This window comes from Paenibacillus sp. Cedars, assembly GCF_003184205.1.
GTDB lineage: Bacteria > Bacillota > Bacilli > Paenibacillales > Paenibacillaceae > Paenibacillus_AQ > Paenibacillus_AQ glucanolyticus.
On the sequence record NZ_CP020866.1, the window covers coordinates 4,115,474 to 4,133,724 of the forward strand.

Here is an 18,251-nt window from a genome sequence, read left to right on the forward strand (position 1 = left end):
AAATCCTTGTCTGGTATGGCTGCTATTGGAATTACTGGGCAGCTGCCTTAAGTCCATGATCCATGACGCTGAGGAGTTCGCCCTCGCATTCATTTACACCGGCTTTGGTCACTTTTACGCGGCACAATTTGCCTTCGAGATCAGACGAGCCATTGAATATGAGCTGGAGGTAGTTGTCGCTGTAACCCTGCATCTTTCCGCCTTTGGGAGCACCCTTGTATTCCCGCTCCGGTATCACGTCCAGAATCTTGCCTACAAACTGCTCCGCATAAGCAAGCTGCAGCTGCTCCGACAAGTCGATCAGATCATGGACACGGGCGTTCTTCACTTCCTCGTCCACCTGATCCTCCATACGTGCTGCCGGCGTACCGGTACGCTTGGAATAAGGGAACACGTGCATCTCGGAGAATTGAATGGCCTTCATCAGATCATAGCCGTTGCGGAACATCTCATCCGTTTCTCCTGGAAATCCAACGATGACGTCGGTGGTAATGCCGACATCCGGCATCGCTTGGCGGATCAAGCCCATCTTGTTATAGAACTCTTCCGTCGTATATTTACGGCGCATCCGTTTCAGCACCGTATCATCTCCAGCTTGCAGCGGAATATGGAGGTGACGGCACATTTTACTGGAACGGTTCAGAACGTCCAGCATCTTCTCGTCGATCTGGCTCGCTTCAATGGAGCTGATGCGAATGCGTTCCAAACCGTCAACCCGGTCAAGGTCCCACAACAGGTCGGACAATCGGTATTCCTCAAGATCGTCGCCGTATCCCCCCGTGTGAATACCGGTCAACACGATTTCTTTATATCCTGCCCCTACCAGCTGATGAGCTTGCTGGATAATGCTCTTCGGATCCCGGCTGCGCGACAGTCCGCGGGACCAAGGAATAATGCAGAACGTACAGAAGTTGTTGCATCCGTCCTGAATTTTCAGGAATGCACGTGTACGCTCGGCAAAATCCGGAACGTCCATCTCCTCGAACACTCTGGTCTTCATAATATTACGCACCGCATTAATCGGCTGGCGCGTTTTTTCAATATCCTGAATGAAATCCATGATTTTATCGCGATCCTGGTTTCCGATTACAAGATCCACGCCTGGAATATCCAAAATCTCGGCAGGCGAGGTTTGGGCATAACAGCCCGTTACAGCCACGATGGCTTCAGGATTGCGGCGAACCGCGCGTCTGATCATTTGACGGCTCTTTTTATCCCCTGTATTGGTAACGTGGCAAGTGTTAATCAAATAAACATCAGCGGTTTGTTCGAAGTCCACCTGGTCGTAGCCTTCATTTTTGAAGTATTGCCAGATGGCCTCGGTATCGTAAAAATTGACTTTGCAACCCAACGTATAAAACGCTACGGATGGCATGTTCAAACGCCCCCCATTTCTCCAGATTCGTATAGTGCGCAGGCAAGCGCGGTCATGCCGGCAGTCTCGCAGCGGAGAATCCGCCTTCCCAGTCCGACGGACACGGCTCCCGCATCCTCGGCAGCCCGGCATTCCTCTTCCGTAAATCCGCCCTCAGGCCCAACGACCAGCAGCAAGCAGGCTTGGGAGCTGGACTCCGGCAGCGCCTGCTCTACAAATGGCTTGAGCACGTCCCTTAACTGGGAACCATGCTCTTTCTCATAACAAAAACAAACAGCATCATAGCTGGAAAACGCTGCAAGCAGATTCCTCCACGATAAAGGCTGTTCAACAGACGGTACCCGGTTACGATGAGCCTGTTCAGCAGCCTCCTTCGCGATTTTGCGCCAACGCTCCAGCCGCTTGCCTTCCTTCTTGGCATCGTACTGAACAATCGTTCGTTCCGATAAGAAGGGAGCAAAGGACACCGCGCCAATCTCGGTGCATTTTTGGATGACGGTCTCCATTTTGTCGCCTTTCGGCAAGCTCTGGGCAATCGTCACCTGCAGGCGCGGCTCATTTCTCATCTCCATGGATTCAATCACAACGGCAAAAACGCTAGCCGCTTCTAAACTTTCAATTTCAACCATGGCTTCGCGGGATACCCCATCGCTTACAATCAGTTTATCACCAAGCCTTCCTCGCATGACCTTGGTGATATGACGGGCATCATCGCCCGTAATCTCTACACGGTCTCCCTCGAATTGTGCGGGAGTCACAAAATATCGCTGCATCTTTATATCCTCACCTAACTCAAAAATCGCCAAACCTCATCATACAACTTTTCATGCGAACTGACCAGAAAAAATCAGTGTCGATAACCGCCGGTCATCAAAATGAACATATCCAAAATTTTGGAGGACAGCGCATATGCCGTATCATACAGGGGCTTGATCGTATAGTTCTGGAAAAAAGGCAACAGAATGATCAACAAGAATATAAGGATCGACCATTGCTCAAACTTTTGTATCTTCGCACTCATCCGCGGAGGAAGCGCGTTCTCCAGGATGCGGTAGCCGTCCAGCGGCGGCAATGGAACCAGATTAAACAGACATAAAAAGAAATTGAGCAATATGAATATATTAAAGAACAAATGCACCGCTTGATCCGTCTTGGTTATTCCTTCGGGAGGAATAATGCCGGTTTGATACAGAACAGCATAAATGAGCGCCCCAAGTATGCCTAACAAAAGGTTGCTCAGCGGACCCACCGCCGCCACGATAATGCTCATCCGGCGCGGGTTGCTAAAGTTCTCCCGATTAATGGGAACCGGTCTTGCCCAGCCGAACCCGGCAATCAGCAGGAGGACGATGCCCAGAAAATCAAAGTGCACCGCAGGATTCAGTGTCACTCTGCCCAGCAGCTTGGCTGTAGGATCTCCGAATTTATTAGCAAAATAGGCATGTGAAAACTCATGCACGGTAAATGCAATGATTAAAGCAATCAGGTAAAACGGAAGCTGTTCCAGCGGATAAAATAGCAGCTTATCCAAAAAATCCATAATCAGTTCTTCCTCGCTACGAATGCAACCCAATCATCCTCGCGGCAAATGTCCGCGATTTCGAAACCCGAGGCAATCAGCGCCTTCTCCACGATTTCTTCTTTGTTCTTGTAGATTCCGGAAGCGATATAGGCGCCGCCTGGCTGAAGGGCCTGGTAGACATCGTCCACAAACAATAGGATAACCTCCGCCAAAATGTTGGCCACTACAACTTGTACCGGCAGTCTCACGCCCAGGTCCGATTGAACGGACGAATCCGTCAGTACCGAGAGCAAATCACTTTCCTTCACCGTGATGACATCTTCCAGACCATTAAGACGGGTATTCTCCTTCGCGCTGGATACGGCAACCGGGTCCAGGTCAAGAGCCAGAATTCGCGAAGCCCCCAGATGCGCCGCACCGATGGAGAGAATGCCTGATCCCGTCCCGACGTCAATGACTTCCTCACCGCCCTGGATTACCATCTCCAGCGTACGCAGGCACAAGGAAGTGGTTGGATGTGTTCCCGTTCCGAAAGCCATCCCGGGGTCCAGTACAATAATGGATTCATTGTCCGATTCAGGCGTGTATTCCTCCCACGTCGGTTTGATGGTTAACCTCTCGGACACGCGGATCGGTTTAAAATACTGCTTCCAGGCAGTCGCCCATTCATTCTCATCCACCGTCTTCATCTCATAACTTACTTCACCTGTATCAATGCCAAATTCCTTCAGCTCCTCCACACGAGGGGCAATTTCATCAAGGACCGATTCCAGCGTAACCGTCTCATCAAAGTAACCTTTGATGACGGCAAACCCTTCAGGAATATCGTTAAACGGAACAATCTCATCAAACCATTGCCCAAGGGATGTATCCCGCTTCTTGTTCGTAGTACCGGACTCTTCAATTGAGACGCCTCCGGCTCCTGCTTCATGCAGGAAATTCGTAATCATCTCCACGGCTTCCTCCGTGGTATGTATCGTTAATTCACGCCATAACATGTGCTACAGTTCCTCCTCGTTCATACATAAATACCATTGTACTATATGGAGGACCCCTGATACAAAGTTTGTACGGAAATGCGTGGCGACTATTCTGTTGATCAAATAATCAAAAAAGCCCTTCTTACCGCCTCCGCAAGAAGAAGGTAAGAGGGACCGGGCAATACATTAAATTCGTAACGATCAATCTACGTCTTTACTGGTTTCGTCGAGAATTTTCTTCAATTGGCGTTCATCCGCAGCCTCGCTTCTGCGAAGCGCCTCGACATCATCGTGATCGGCTTCCATTGCCGAGAATTCAACATCCTCAGCCTTGGCGGATTGAAGAGCAATCATCTTCTCCGTTTTGCTCGAAATTTTTCCTTTTTTCACACGTCTCATCATGAGTGCTATTCTCCTTTCCTTATGAACGATTAGCGCTGACCTGCAACACTTAAACCATGCCGCCGGATTCTTCGATGATTCGCATGGCTTGAGTGAATACGCCTTCATCCAACACAACCGTCAACAGAATATCCCGGCCCTCGGTTCCGTCCTGCCCTCCGCTGCTCATCCCGCTGGCAGAAGGATCCGCCGCGCCGAGGATTCCGGCTCCCGGCCCCGAAATGTCCGCATTTAGGGTCAACGTTGACAAGCTGGCAATATTACCTGTCAACGGATTCATCGGTTGGTTAAGCTCCCCGCCGGGATAAGCCCCAAACCGGTCGATAGACATATCCGCAACGCGCAGCGACTGGAGCTTGCGAGCTGCGTGCTGTGCCTGATCAGGGCTTTTGAAATACGCCAAAATATTTTTCTCTGCCACTTCACTTCACCTGCATTTCCTCTTCAAAATCGCGCATCTGGATGGAACCCCCCTAGGATGCTTCATCATTGATCCTTTTATTCTTGGGAGCTGTAGAAAAAACAGCAGGCCAAAGGTATGTTATCCTTCAGCCTGCTGTTATATTTCGTGCTATGAAAGGGAATATCCCTATATCGGTATTAATCACCACGGAATGCTTTTTTGACACGGTCAAAAAAAGACTGTTCCTGTTCGTGAGTCTGTTCGCCATCAAGCGAAGCAAATTGACGAAGCAGTTCTTTCTGCTCATCACTCAGCTTACTTGGCGTGATAACCACGACTTTGACATGCTGGTCGCCCTGTCCCATGCCGCGCAGCCGCGGTACCCCTTTGCCTTTCAGTCGGAAGAAGGTGCCGGTCTGTGTTCCAGCAGGGATCTTCAGCTTCACTTTTTCGGTCAGCGTCGGGATTTCGATCTCATCACCAAGCGCGGCTTGGGCAAAGGTAAGCGGTACTTCGCAATAAATGTCGTCCCCTTCGCGTTCAAAGAAATCATGCGGCTTCACACGGATAACAATATACAGGTCACCGGCCGGTCCGCCGCGTAATCCGCCTTCGCCTTCGCCTGTCATGCGCAGCTGAGCTCCGTCATCCACACCGGCAGGTACGCGAACATGAATTTTGCGCTGTTTTTTCACTTTACCGTTGCCATGACAAGTCGAGCAGCGGTCTTTGATAATCTTTCCGGTTCCGTTACAGTTGGAACAAGCACGGCGGTTCACCATACGTCCGAATGGCGTATTTTGCACAACCTCCTGCTGTCCGCTGCCATTACATACCGAGCAAGTATGAGGCTGCGTGCCTGGTTTGGCACCGGAACCATGACAGGTATCGCAGGTCTCGGTTCTCGGGATATTAATATCCGTCTCCTTGCCAAATATGGCTTCCTTAAACTCTACCGTCATGGTGTACTGCAGATCGTTCCCCCGCTGAGGCGCATTCGGATCACGGCGTCCATTGCCGCCAAAGAACATATCAAATATATCTCCAAAACCGCCGAAATCACCGGAGAAGCCGCCTCCGCCCATTCCTTGGTTCGGATCGACATGACCGTACTGGTCGTAAGTCGAACGCTTCTGACCATCGCTCAATACATCGTAAGCCTCTTTCACTTCCTTGAATTTGGCTTCCGCGTCAGCCGCTTTGTTTACATCCGGATGGTATTGGCGAGCCATTTTGCGGTACGCCTTCTTGATATCATCATCCGATGCATCCTTGCCAACACCGAGCACCTCGTAATAATCACGCTTATCAGCCACGGTTTCACCCCAATCTCTTTATTACTCTTTACATAAGGAAAGCCAAAGTGCGAAGATGCGCAGCTTTGACCTTCCCATACAATCTATTCAGATTAACCTTTGTTTTTATCTTCGTCAACAACCTCGTAATCTGCATCAACGACATTGTCTTTCTTCGGAGCGCCAGTGTCAGCACCTTCAGCACCTTGCTGTTCTTGTGCTGCTTGCTCATACAGCTTCACGGACAGCTGCTGCACGATTTGAGTCAGCTCCTCAACCGAAGCGTTAATCTCTTCCAGGTTATCGGCTTCGAGCGCCTTTTTCACTTTCTCTTTCGCTTCGTTCGCTTTTTCCACTTCGGCCGCATCAACTTTGTCTCCAAGGTCTTTGATGGTTTTCTCTGTGGTGTATACGAGTTGGTCCGCATTGTTGCGAGCTTCTACCAGCTCTTTACGTTTACGGTCTTCCTCGGCGTGAAGCTCAGCGTCTTTCATCATTTGTTCAACTTCAGCGTCACTCAAGCCGCTGGAAGACGTGATGGTGATCTTCTGGCTCTTGCCAGTGCCTTTATCCGTAGCCGAAACATTGACGATACCGTTCGCATCAATATCGAAGGTAACTTCGATTTGCGGTACACCGCGCGGTGCTGGAGGAATATCTCCAAGCATGAAGCGTCCCAATGTTTTGTTGCCGGCAGCCATTTCGCGCTCACCTTGAAGCACGTGAATTTCGACACTCGGCTGGTTATCGGCATACGTGGAGAATACTTGGGATTTGCTTGTTGGGATTGTCGTATTGCGATCGATCATTTTGGTGAATACGCCGCCTGCGGTTTCGATACCGAGGGACAGTGGAGTTACGTCGAGCAGAACCACGTCTTTAACGTCGCCAGTCAATACGCCCGCTTGAACAGCGGCACCAAGCGCGACCACTTCGTCAGGATTTACGCCTTTGTGAGGCTCTTTGCCTGTCAATTTCTTAATGGCTTCTTGTACGGCTGGAATACGGGTAGAACCGCCGACAAGTACGATTTTATGAATATCATTAGCCGTCAAACCTGCATCGCTAAGCGCTTGACGAGTTGGTCCAAGCGTACGCTCTACAAGTGAAGCGGACAATTCTTCGAATTTAGCACGAGTCAGGTTGATCTCCAAATGCTGAGGCACGCCATCAGCAACGGTGATGAACGGCAGGGAAATCGTTGTTGTAAGTACGCCGGACAATTCCTTTTTCGCTTTCTCAGCTGCGTCTTTCAAACGTTGAACGGCAGCCTTGTCTTTGCTCAGGTCAATGCCCTGCTCTTTTTTGAATTCTGCTACCAGGTAGTCGATGATCACTTGGTCAAAATCGTCTCCGCCGAGTTTGTTGTCACCGCTGGTTGCTTTTACTTCGAAGAAGCCATCGCCGAGTTCCAGAATAGAAACGTCGAATGTACCGCCACCAAGGTCATATACCAAAATCGTTTGGTCTTCGGATTTTTCCATACCGTATGCCAAAGCAGCTGCCGTCGGCTCGTTAACGATACGCAGAACCTCAAGACCCGCGATTTTACCGGCATCCTTGGTTGCTTGACGCTGACTGTCATTAAAATATGCAGGAACCGTGATAACGGCTTGGGTTACGGTTTGGCCCAGATACGCTTCCGCATCGGATTTCAGCTTCTGCAGAATGATTGCGGAAATCTCTTGCGGTGTGTAGTCTTTGCCATCGATGGTTTCTTTGTGATTCGTACCCATGTGACGCTTGATGGAGATAATGGTACGATCCGGGTTGGTGATCGCTTGACGTTTGGCTGTATCCCCAACAACACGCTCGCCATCTTTCTTAAATCCGACGACGGACGGGGTTGTACGAGCACCCTCCGGATTCGGGATAACTACTGCTTCCCCACCCTCCATTACGGCTACGCAGGAGTTGGTTGTTCCTAAGTCGATACCAATTACTTTGCTCATGAAAAATTTTCCTCCTTATTCATTCACACGAATCTTCGTATGATATTGATCATTTTTTTATATGATAAACGACCATTCGAGAGTCGCTTACATGCTCACTTTAACCATGGCAGGTCTCAATACTTTGTCTTTCAGCATGTAGCCCTTCTGCACTTCCTCGACCACGATGCCTTCCTCGAATTCATCACTTTCCACTTGCATTATCGCTTGATGATACTCCGGATTAAACGGCTCGCCGATACTGTTCATCGCCGTCAAGCCTTCGCTTGCCAGAACGGATTCCAGTTGACGGAAAATCATGTTTACCCCTTTGGAGAAGGATTCAAACTCCGGATTGTCACCGGATGCCTGAAGGGCACGTTCAAAGTTGTCAATCACGGGCAGAAGCTCCGTAATGAGTTTGGAGGAAGCATATTTACCAAGCTCCTCTTTCTCCTTCTGTGTACGTCTGCGGAAGTTATCGAAATCCGCTTGCACTCGCAGCGCACGCTGCTGATGCTCCAGCACTTCAGCCTGAAGTTTCTCAAGCTCGGCAGAACCAGCCTCATCCGAAGATTCCGTTACAGGAATCTCCTGCTCAGGGGTTACTTCACCCTCACCCGGGCCTGGCGTGTTCTCCAACGTTTCTTCTACTGTTTCCTCTGATACTGTATCTTGAACGGCATCCTTATGCTCATTATTCAAGACGCCTTCACCTCCTTCATATTCTAAACCAGGTTGTCTGTGATTCATTTATGGGATTACGTTATTCGCCTATTTCCTTCATCTTGATTACATGATGAATCCGAAGCACGGCAGCCGCTACTTCGCCGGCTGCCCGCAGTCCGTGAAGTTTGACCGGAGCCGGATCAAGCACCCCAAGCTCCTCATAATCCACAACACGGCCGCTGTCACAATCAATACCCATACTATCGGAGATGGCACGAATTTGTGCTGCGCGCACTTCCTCCATCTTCTCAAGCGGATTGTAACCGGCATTCAGAAGGATCTGCGACATCGGCTTGCGCAGCGCCGCCGAAACGGCCTCCATCCCGAAGGCTTCCATGCCTTTCTGGGCCTCCCGGATCCGTTCCAACTCGTAGGACACGGCAAGTTCGCTTGTCCCGCCGCCTGGAAGCACCCCGCCGGATACGGCCGCCTGCAGAGCCGATGCTGCGTCTCCCGCGATTCGGGCGGCCTCGCCCACCACTTCAGAGGTGCTTGCACCGACAATGACCGTCACAATACGGTCTTGATTGCCGCATGCAAGCCGGATCTTCTCAATCCCTTCATCATAAGAGACACGCGGGGTATGGCCCAGAAGAGCCGCAAGCTCCTTCGAGTCTTTATGTAACGCCTTCCGGCGTATGGGAGTAGCCCCCGTCATGTCGCTTACCCGCCGAAGATCCGCACGCGATACGCGCGGCACAACCATCATGCCGTGGTCGAGGCAGAACTGCTCTGCATCGGGGTGGATTCCTTTTTCAAGCAGAATGAGTTTTACGGACAATTCCGACATCTTCTCTAAATCCGAAGCGAACACTTTCCTAAGATCCATATACTGCGCAAACCCGGCTTCCGTTGTCAGCGCCTCTTCGTCTATCTCATCCGGCTCCAGGGAATCGAACAGCACAAGCACCTTGGCATCATCATATGATTGTGATTCGCGGGCGAAGATCGGCCTCTGCCGCAGCAGAACCCCTTCAAACACTTCATTCTCGGCATTCTCCAGAGCAATTATACTGTCTGCAAGCGAGTAGGAAGGGTCCTGGAGCCGATTAATTCCGGCCTTGTGCGCAGCCTGCATGATTAATTCCACAATGTCCTTGCGTTCACGGCCAGCAACGTACACCGTCCGCTCAAGCAGCGGATCGTCCAGTCCGTCAATGACCCGAACCCGGTCAGATAACAACCGCAAAGACGTCTCGATTCCCTGACGCAGACCCTCCACCACCTTGGAAGCCGGGACACCCCGCGTAATGCGGGATACGCCTTCCTGTACCAGGGCACCTGCAAGCACGGTAGCGGTTGTGGTGCCATCCCCGATCTTCTCCTGCTGGGCACGCGCCACCTGTATGAGAAGGCGGGCTGCCGGATGGGTGACATCCATTTTATCCAGAATCGTGACACCGTCATTGGTAATGACGACTTCACCGCGAGGACCCACCAGCATCACGTCCAGCCCCTTGGGCCCAAGAGTACCTTCCACAGCGGACGTGACAGCCCGGACGGCATTACTATTGTTCAGCAGCGTAGAGTACCGCTCATCTCCATCCACTTGGCTATGTTGTCCTTGGCTCATCTGTCTCACTCCTTTATTTGTACCAGTGTGACAGCAGCTTCGTCAGGTCATGGGATAATACATTCAAGATGCCGATCACCCGTGCATATTCCATTCGTGTAGGGCCGAGTATTCCGATGGAACCAAGCGCTTTGCCATCGATGGAATAGGTAGCCGTTATTAAACTGCAGTTGGAGATCGCTTCATGCGTATTCTCCGTACCTATCTTCACCTGAATGCCGTGCTCCCCAGGAGCCGGTGCCATCAGCTTCATCAGGGCGGGCGTCTGCTCCAGAAGCTCAAATATTTCCCTTACCTTATCTACATCCTTGAACTCGGGCTGATTCAGCATATGGGTGGTACCGCTAAGATACACACCGCGGTGGTCCGGTTCGTTATTAAGCGCAATATCGAGCATGCTCATGAGATCCTCGTAATGCGAAATATGCCGCTGCATTTCCTCGCCAATCTCCGTATACAAACGGGTCTTGAGTTTATATAGAGGCACGTTGACAAGTTTCTTGTTCAGAAGGTTCACCACTTGCTCCAATTCCGAAACGGACACGCCCTTGGGAATGGAGACAATCTTGTTCTCAACTTGCCCAGTGCTGGTTACGATGATCGCTACGGCCTGGTCCTCATGAAGAGGAAGAAGCTGGAAATGACGCAAAGACGTATGAAAAACTTCCGGTCCCAGCAGGATGGAAGTGTAATTAGTCATCTGAGACAAAATGCCGGCTGTATGCTGAATCATCTGCTCCATCACGTTCAGCTTTTCTGCAAAAAATGATTTCATCAAATGCAGCTCCGCAGCGTTCAAGGAAAACGACGACGCGAGATGATCAACATAATAACGATATCCCTTATGAGACGGAATTCGTCCAGCTGACGTATGAGGCTGCTCCAAAAACCCGAGTTCCTCCAGATCAGCCATCTCATTTCGAATGGTAGCCGGACTATAACCCACATCCCCGCGTTTGGAAATGCTTCTCGAACCTACCGGCTCGGCAGAACGGATATAGTCATCCACAATGGCATTCAAAATCATGCGCTGACGATCTGTTAACATGTCGCTCCCCTCCTTGCTGACTGCTAAATTTCGCTTTCGTTAGCACTCATCGTCATCGAGTGCTAACCGATATAACAAAAATACCAAACCGACCTGAGGATTGTCAAGTCAGTTCAGTACTTTAAGAACAGCTATTTCGTCACAGGCGTGCTGCTTCTTGCAATGGATGCAGTCGGTCCACACCTTCTCCGGGAAAATCTCCTTCTCAACGACGTCAAAGCCGTTTTTGATGAAAAAGGATACCTCGTACGTCAAGGCCATCACTTTCGGAAGCTCACGACGCTTCGCCTCTTCCAAAAGGGAATCCACCAGCATCGAGCCGATGCCCTTTCCTTTATAACCTTCAGAGATGCCGAGTGATCGGATCTCAACCAAATCGGTTCCGAGCTGACACAATGAACCACAGCCGATAACATGTCCTTCGGATTCCGCAACCACGAATTCTCCGATCTGTTTCTCCAGCACTTTTTTGGACCGGGGCAGCATGATCCCCTTCTCGGCATATCCCTGAATCATCTGATACAGCGGCTCGACATCCTCAAGCTTTGCTTTTCTGCATACCGCCGACATGTTGTCCGTCTCCCCTTTACACGCTCCGTCATGTTATGAATAAATATACAACAGAGCGCATATAAGTTCAATAGATTAATTTGTCGACAGACTCCCTATAAATTCGGCGAACACATCGTTGCCAAACAGAATTCCTTTGCTGCTCAGCTTATAGCCGTCTTCCGTGGAGTCCAGAAGCCCAGCCCCCACCATTTTATCCAGCGGACGGGCGAATACCTGCTCCATGGGAACACCGAATTGCTGCTGGAATCGGGTCCGTGATACACCGTCCAGCACACGGAGTCCAACCATCAGGAAATCCTCCATCGCTTCTTCCCTTGACACCTCAAAGCTTTCCAGTCTCGGGAGTCCTTTGTTGGCTGCTTCATTATAAGGATTGACCCCTTTGATGTTCACGTGACGCTGACGGCCTACATATCCGTGCGCTCCTGCGCCCAGTCCATAATAATCCTCGTTCCGCCAGTAAGTCATGTTATGACGGCTCTCAAATCCGGGTTTGGCAAAATTGCTGATCTCATACTGCTTATATCCGGCCGCCTTCATCCGTTCCATTAAGAGAAGGTACATATTCAGCTCGTCCTCCTCGTCCGGAAGCGGCAGCTGGTTTCTCTGGTACATCGTATGGAACAATGTGTTCTCTTCCACCTTCAGGCTGTATATCGAATAGTGAGGGAGCCCCAGTGCCAAGGCCTTATCCACACTTTCCGCCAGCATCTTCAGCGTCTGGTTCGGAAGTCCGAACATCAAATCGATGGACATGTTGTCAAAGCCTGCTTGCCTGGCGTTGTCCAGGCTCCGGTACACGTCATCCGTATCATGGATTCTCCCGATGCCAGTCAGCAAGCTGTTCTGGAAGGCCTGCACCCCGAAGCTGATCCGGTTCACGCCGCCTTCACGCATGACGGACAATTTCTCCAAATCCGTAGTACCGGGATTCGCTTCCATCGAGAACTCAATGTCCTCCGTCCATTCGGGAAAATGCCGCCTCACGCTTTGCAGAAAATACGCCATTTCATTCGGCTTGAGGACCGTCGGTGTTCCTCCCCCCACAAATATGCTCTTGATGATGCCCGGAGGATTGGCCTTAACGGTCAGTTCCATTTCCTTATCCAGCGCATGCAGATAATCCATAACCGGCTGATCCTTTAATACATAGGAGTTGAAATCACAGTAAAAACATTTATTGGTGCAGAACGGAATATGGATGTACACTGCTTCCGTCCGTTTATCGATTGCCATCATTCTTTTTCTTGCCCCCTCATGTGCAGCCTCCTGCACGACTAACTTAAGTAATTACAGATGTTCATTCTCTACTATAACGCTACGCCTCTTGTAATGAAAGAAAGGAAAGCCGAGAATCGGCTTTCCCATCATTTGCATTGTGAAGCTGTAAGACTGGCGGCTTCGCTGAGACTAAACACACGTCCTGCTGAACCATCCGATTACTAGTCGTCGATTTTCAAGACGGCCATAAAGGCTTCCTGCGGCACTTCGACGCTGCCGACTTGCTTCATCCGCTTCTTGCCTTCCTTCTGCTTCTCAAGGAGTTTCCGCTTCCGGGAGATGTCACCGCCATAACACTTGGCAAGTACATTCTTCCGCATCGCTTTCACCGTCTCACGGGCAACTACCTTAGTACCCACGGAAGCTTGAATCGGCACTTCGAACATTTGGCGAGGAATCAGCTCGCGCAGCTTCTCGCAAATGGCCCGTCCGCGGTGATACGCGCGGTCCTTGTGCACGATAAAGGACAAGGCGTCCACTTGTTCGCCGTTGAGTACAATATCCATCTTCGCCAGATTGGATTTACGATATCCAGACACCTCGTAATCAAACGAGGCGTACCCCTTCGTGCTGGATTTAAGCTGGTCGAAGAAGTCGTAGACAATTTCCGATAACGGAATTTCATAGGTAATGGTAACCCGAGTTGTGTCCAGATATTCCATGTTGACGAATTCGCCGCGTTTGTTTTGGCACAGTTCCATGATCGATCCTACATAATCGTTCGGCACGATAATGGCTGCTTTAACATAAGGCTCTTCAACATAATCAACCTTGCCGACCTCAGGATAATGGGAAGGGTTATCGATCTGGATCTGCTCCCCGTTCGTCAGCGTAATGCGGTATATAACGCTTGGCGCGGTCGTGATCAGCGGTATGTTAAACTCGCGTTCAATCCGCTCCTGGATCACATCCATATGAAGCAGGCCCAGGAATCCGCAGCGGAAGCCGAATCCGAGTGCACTGGACGTCTCCGGCTCAAAGCTGAGCGATGCATCATTAAGCTGCAGCTTCTCAAGCGCCTCGCGCAGATCGTTGTAGTCTGACGTTTCGATTGGATACAATCCGCAGAACACCATCGGGTTGATTTTGCGGTAACCCGGGAGCGGCTCGGCTGTCGGACGCTTGGCATCCGTTACCGTATCGCCGACCTGCGTATCGCCTACACTCTTGATGCCCGCTACAATGAAGCCGACATCTCCGACGTTAAGCTCGTCCACGATGGACATGCGGGGCTTAAATGCACCCACTTCAATGACTTCGAAAGATTTGCCGGTCGCCATCATTTTGATTTTGGAGCCTGCCTTAATGCTTCCGTCGATAACACGCACATAGACGATGACACCCTTATATGGATCATAGTGGGAGTCGAAGATCAGCGCTTTCAGCGGTTCTTCCGGATGGCCCGTAGGTGCCGGTACTTTCTGCACCACCTGCTCCAAAATCTCCTTGATACCGATGCCCGCTTTGGCGGAAGCCAGGACCGCATCGCTGGCATCAAGCCCGATGACATCCTCGACCTCTTGCTTTACGCGCTCAGGATCGGCGCTTGGCAGATCGATTTTGTTAATGACAGGCAGGATTTCAAGATTGTTATCCAGTGCCAGATATACGTTGGCCAGCGTCTGGGCTTCGATACCCTGCGCAGCATCAACAACGAGCAGCGCGCCCTCACAAGCAGCCAGGCTTCGGGATACCTCATACGTAAAGTCGACGTGCCCCGGAGTATCAATCAGATTCAATATGTACTCCTCGCCGTTATCGGCTTTGTAATTTAGGCGAACCGCCTGCAGCTTGATGGTAATTCCGCGTTCTCTCTCCAGATCCATCTGATCCAGAACCTGCTCCTGCATTTCACGCGAGGTTAATGCACCGGTATACTCTAATATACGGTCAGCAAGTGTCGATTTCCCATGGTCTATATGTGCAATAATGCAGAAATTACGAATTTTTTGTTGTCTTGCTTGTACGTCTGTCATGCCTAACCCCCAACAACCACCAGATGTTTGAATCAACTTATTATACCAGTTGAGGGGATGCACAGCAATGCTGAGAAAAAGGTGAATTTAATCCGTGATGGATCCGAACATCGACACCACCCAGCGTATGCTCTGGTCAGACAGCTGCTGGAGCAGTCCTGCCGTCTTGTCCGCAAGCACATCCGCAGGCGGTTTTGAGCGTTCGGGCAGCAGAATATCGCTGGGTGACGGCTCGAATTCAGGCTCCGATGCACGGACTTCCTGTTCCTGAGCCGTGGACTCTGATGCCGGCGGGGTCCTGCGCGTCCCTCCCCAGCCATTCCCTCGGGTTGTCTCGCCTTGCGTCTCTTGAACATGGCCTTGCTGCACATTCTGCACAGCTGAAACGCCGTCTGCCGGTACAGGCGCTCTTGACCCTCCAAGCTGCATGCCGACCAATATGCCGATGCCTGTCCAAATGATAAGAGCCACAAACCGTTTCCCCATTCTTGACATCATAAGTCCCCCTCCGATTTCACGTGTGCTCTGCCCTGTATTTCACAAGGCAGCTTTCAGAACTTAGCCTGCCTTGGCTGCTTTACGCTCAGTGTCCGCAGTGCCGCTTTCTTTGGTTGGCGCTGAAGCGGCACGTTTGTTCGCTGGATCACTGTCTTTTTTTACGCTGGCTTTCTTAGCCTCCTGCTCCTGCCAATACACATCTGCAATAATATCCGCCAACGCTTCAGACGTACGCTGTAATTCTTCCTTGGTGTTGTCGATCCCGCCGATTTCGATCAGGATGCTGTTCGGTGACAGGGATTGGTTGTACTCCCCGTTTCCTTGATCTGCGGATTTGCCCCACACGCCCCGTGAGACGCCGGGATAGGATTTCTCAAGCTTGGCATTGATTTTACTTGCAAACTCCTCGTTCTTTCTCCAGTTCTCGTTCGCATGACCGATAATGAAGTAGACCTTGGCGTAGTTCACACCGTTCACGGTGGCTGTTGTTTTGTTGTAACGCTGCGAATCGCGGTGGATATCGATCAGATAGTTGATGCCGTCATTCTGGGACATGGCTTCCATGACCATCTGGCGGGAGTATTTATAGGAATAGTTGTAGTTGTACCCCGGTACGGTAGATTGATAGTCACTCTTGTCATGCAGGGTGCCAATCCCGTTGGCCTCAAGTCTTTTGCTTAGAAAACTGCCCACCAGCATAACGTTTTTGCTCGGCGATACCGCCCCCGGATTATCGGATGGATGCGTGAGCAGCGGGTTATAGGCCTCTTGCGGATGCGAATGATAGATTAATACAGCCTTCTTGCCGCCTGTGGTTTTACCGTCCTTGGATGTGTTTCCAGGTTCATTCTTGCTGCCAGGCTCTTCCTCGGCCCCTTGATCCGGCCCGTCTTCACCGCCTATGCCGTTGTCGCCCTGCTCTCCTTGCGGCGGTACCTCGCCCGTATCCCCCGGATTCTCTTCCGGCTGTTCCGCTGCAGGATCCGGCCGGTAATCCGCCGGGGCTTCGCCATCCTCATTGCCAGAGCCGTGGGACAGCTGTACCGGTTGATTGGCCTTCATACCCGGAAGCTCACCCGCGAGGAGGCTTTTTGGATCTTTGGGATTCACACTCGTGAGCAGTTCAAAGACGAAGGTCGACATTTTATCCCCGGAGAAACTTGAAGTCTCTTTCGAAGCCGTCATATGCGGCATTTCCATTCCGATCATATCAATGAAAAAGTGGCTTGATAGGGAAGCGGCCAAACCTTTCATCGACGACACAGGCGAGGAATTCATCCGCTGCTCCGCCATCCCGCCGAGCCCTAGTAAAATAAAAAATATAAGAGAGCCCAGCATTAATATGACTAGCGTTCGCCCCATGCTCAGACCTTCCATCACCTTGCGTTTCAGTCGGGCAATATTCCATATACGAAACTTGCGATTGTTCATAACGAAGTCCTCCTCGGTTCGCCGGGAGCTATCAGGCCATCTACTCGCCGTTCCCGCGACTCTGTAATCTCTTATATTCCAAATCTATGAACCGAGGAGAATCGATAGAACTAGATCCATGGAAAAATATAAAAGCTCCGATAGATTCGGAGCTTTTATAGATTGGAGCTAGTGGGTGTACGCCCCCACATTACCGGGATCCACGGCCTCATGGAGCGCCGCGTTTAACCCCGATGCCACGATATTGGCAATATCCTCGATAAACTCGTCAATTTCCTTCGGCGTAACGATAAGGTCGTGGCCCAAAGGCTCCAGTACTTCCTTCACGAGCGCAAGCCGCTCCGCCTCCGATATATCATGGAGCATGCCCATGATCTTCCCGGTCTCCGGTGCTCCCTCGCCGAAATGTGACTTCATCATTTCAATCGCATTATTTACGATAGTGGAGGCATAACAGACCGTTGGCACTCCAATCGCAATGCAGGGGACGCCGAGTATGTCCTGCGTCAGACCCTTGCGTTTGTTGCCAACGCCCGAGCCGGGATGGATTCCGATATCCGCAATCTGAATGGTCGTGTTAACCCGCTCCAGTGAACGCGAAGCCAGTGCATCAATAGCAATGATCAGGTCGGGACGGGTCTGCTCCACAATGCCTTGCACCGTTTCGCTTGATTCAATCCCCGTCAGACCGAGGACGCCGGGTGCAACCGCACTGACCTGGCGATAGCCTGGCGCTACACGATCAGGCATGAGCTCAAAAAACTGACGGGTCACCATCACATTCTCGACAACGAGTGGTCCCAGCGAATCCGGGGTTACATTCCAGTTGCCAAGCCCCACAATCAACACACTCGCCTTAGGTCCGATTCCGATTCGAGACATAAACGCCTCAAACTCGCGTGCGAACACAACCGATACCTGATCCTGCAGCTCTGTATCTCCCTTGCGGAGATCGGGAACTTCCAATGTGACGTAGTGACCCTTCACTCTTCCGATCTTTTGGGAGGCAGCTTCGTTCTCTACGTCAAGCCTCGTAATCTTGATTCCGTCCTCCTGAACCACATCTTCCAGCAAACCCGGAATGGCTGGACTGCCTGCGCCACCGGCCAGTTCTCTAGATTCCACCGCGAGGTCCGTTCGGACCGAATATTTTTGAAGATCCAGATCCATCTAAATTCACACTCCTCCTCATATTGCTAATAGTGTGCGAGAGTAGGGGGGAGTTTATGCAGAA

17 protein-coding genes are annotated in these 18,251 nt (G+C 51.0%); all 17 read right to left on the reverse strand.

All coding sequences use genetic code 11. From position 1 onward, the window contains the following. Window positions 1-31 precede the first annotated feature (31 nt). Window positions 32-1,375 (reverse strand): tRNA (N(6)-L-threonylcarbamoyladenosine(37)-C(2))-methylthiotransferase MtaB, encoded by a 1,344-nt coding sequence (mtaB, locus tag B9D94_RS20755; protein ID WP_063478937.1) that lies wholly within the window; start codon window positions 1,373-1,375, stop codon window positions 32-34. A 2-nt stretch (window positions 1,376-1,377) separates the two neighbouring features. Continuing rightward, window positions 1,378-2,148 (reverse strand): 16S rRNA (uracil(1498)-N(3))-methyltransferase, encoded by a 771-nt coding sequence (locus tag B9D94_RS20760; RefSeq protein WP_148247890.1) that lies wholly within the window; start codon window positions 2,146-2,148, stop codon window positions 1,378-1,380. A 74-nt stretch (window positions 2,149-2,222) separates the two neighbouring features. After that, window positions 2,223-2,915 carry a site-2 protease family protein gene (locus B9D94_RS20765; protein WP_036644467.1) on the reverse strand — a complete coding sequence of 231 codons (693 nt, stop codon included), beginning with the start codon at window positions 2,913-2,915 and terminating at the stop codon, window positions 2,223-2,225. Between the two features lie 2 nt (window positions 2,916-2,917). Further along, window positions 2,918-3,895: a 50S ribosomal protein L11 methyltransferase gene (prmA, locus tag B9D94_RS20770; protein ID WP_036644469.1), complete on the reverse strand. Its 978-nt coding sequence runs from the start codon at window positions 3,893-3,895 to the stop codon at window positions 2,918-2,920. A 183-nt stretch (window positions 3,896-4,078) separates the two neighbouring features. Continuing rightward, the gene (locus B9D94_RS20775; RefSeq protein WP_006209007.1) at window positions 4,079-4,279 is read right to left on the reverse strand and encodes a YfhD family protein; all 201 of its coding nucleotides are present in this window, start codon (window positions 4,277-4,279) and stop codon (window positions 4,079-4,081) included. A 49-nt stretch (window positions 4,280-4,328) separates the two neighbouring features. After that, window positions 4,329-4,700 carry a hypothetical protein gene (locus tag B9D94_RS20780; protein WP_006209006.1) on the reverse strand — a complete coding sequence of 124 codons (372 nt, stop codon included), beginning with the start codon at window positions 4,698-4,700 and terminating at the stop codon, window positions 4,329-4,331. A gap of 179 nt (window positions 4,701-4,879) precedes the next feature. After that, window positions 4,880-5,998, reverse strand: a complete 1,119-nt coding sequence (dnaJ, locus tag B9D94_RS20785; RefSeq protein WP_006209005.1) for a molecular chaperone DnaJ — start codon at window positions 5,996-5,998, stop codon at window positions 4,880-4,882. Between the two features lie 92 nt (window positions 5,999-6,090). Continuing rightward, a complete protein-coding gene (gene dnaK / locus B9D94_RS20790) occupies window positions 6,091-7,929 on the reverse strand; it encodes a molecular chaperone DnaK (RefSeq protein ID WP_006209004.1) in 1,839 nt (612 codons plus the stop codon). Window positions 7,930-8,016: 87 nt separating this feature from the next. Beyond that, window positions 8,017-8,613, reverse strand: a complete 597-nt coding sequence (gene grpE, locus B9D94_RS20795; protein ID WP_148247892.1) for a nucleotide exchange factor GrpE — start codon at window positions 8,611-8,613, stop codon at window positions 8,017-8,019. A 61-nt stretch (window positions 8,614-8,674) separates the two neighbouring features. After that, complete coding sequence (locus B9D94_RS20800) at window positions 8,675-10,210, reverse strand: TCP-1/cpn60 chaperonin family protein (RefSeq protein ID WP_006209002.1); 1,536 nt, start codon at window positions 10,208-10,210, stop codon at window positions 8,675-8,677. Between the two features lie 13 nt (window positions 10,211-10,223). Next, window positions 10,224-11,258 (reverse strand): heat-inducible transcriptional repressor HrcA, encoded by a 1,035-nt coding sequence (hrcA, locus tag B9D94_RS20805; protein WP_006209001.1) that lies wholly within the window; start codon window positions 11,256-11,258, stop codon window positions 10,224-10,226. 108 nt (window positions 11,259-11,366) lie between these two features. After that, window positions 11,367-11,828, reverse strand: a complete 462-nt coding sequence (locus B9D94_RS20810) for an N-acetyltransferase (protein WP_036644473.1) — start codon at window positions 11,826-11,828, stop codon at window positions 11,367-11,369. A 75-nt stretch (window positions 11,829-11,903) separates the two neighbouring features. Continuing rightward, window positions 11,904-13,070: a radical SAM family heme chaperone HemW gene (hemW, locus tag B9D94_RS20815; RefSeq protein ID WP_148247894.1), complete on the reverse strand. Its 1,167-nt coding sequence runs from the start codon at window positions 13,068-13,070 to the stop codon at window positions 11,904-11,906. A 203-nt stretch (window positions 13,071-13,273) separates the two neighbouring features. Continuing rightward, entirely contained in the window at window positions 13,274-15,088 is a 1,815-nt protein-coding gene (lepA, locus tag B9D94_RS20820; protein WP_006208998.1) for a translation elongation factor 4, read from the reverse strand. A gap of 87 nt (window positions 15,089-15,175) precedes the next feature. Then, entirely contained in the window at window positions 15,176-15,586 is a 411-nt protein-coding gene (locus B9D94_RS20825) for a hypothetical protein (RefSeq protein ID WP_148247896.1), read from the reverse strand. 60 nt (window positions 15,587-15,646) lie between these two features. Then, window positions 15,647-17,017: a stage II sporulation protein P gene (locus tag B9D94_RS20830; protein WP_148247897.1), complete on the reverse strand. Its 1,371-nt coding sequence runs from the start codon at window positions 17,015-17,017 to the stop codon at window positions 15,647-15,649. A 168-nt stretch (window positions 17,018-17,185) separates the two neighbouring features. Next, window positions 17,186-18,187, reverse strand: coding sequence for a GPR endopeptidase (gene gpr, locus B9D94_RS20835; protein ID WP_036644484.1), 1,002 nt, complete (start codon window positions 18,185-18,187; stop codon window positions 17,186-17,188). Window positions 18,188-18,251: the final 64 nt, after the last annotated feature.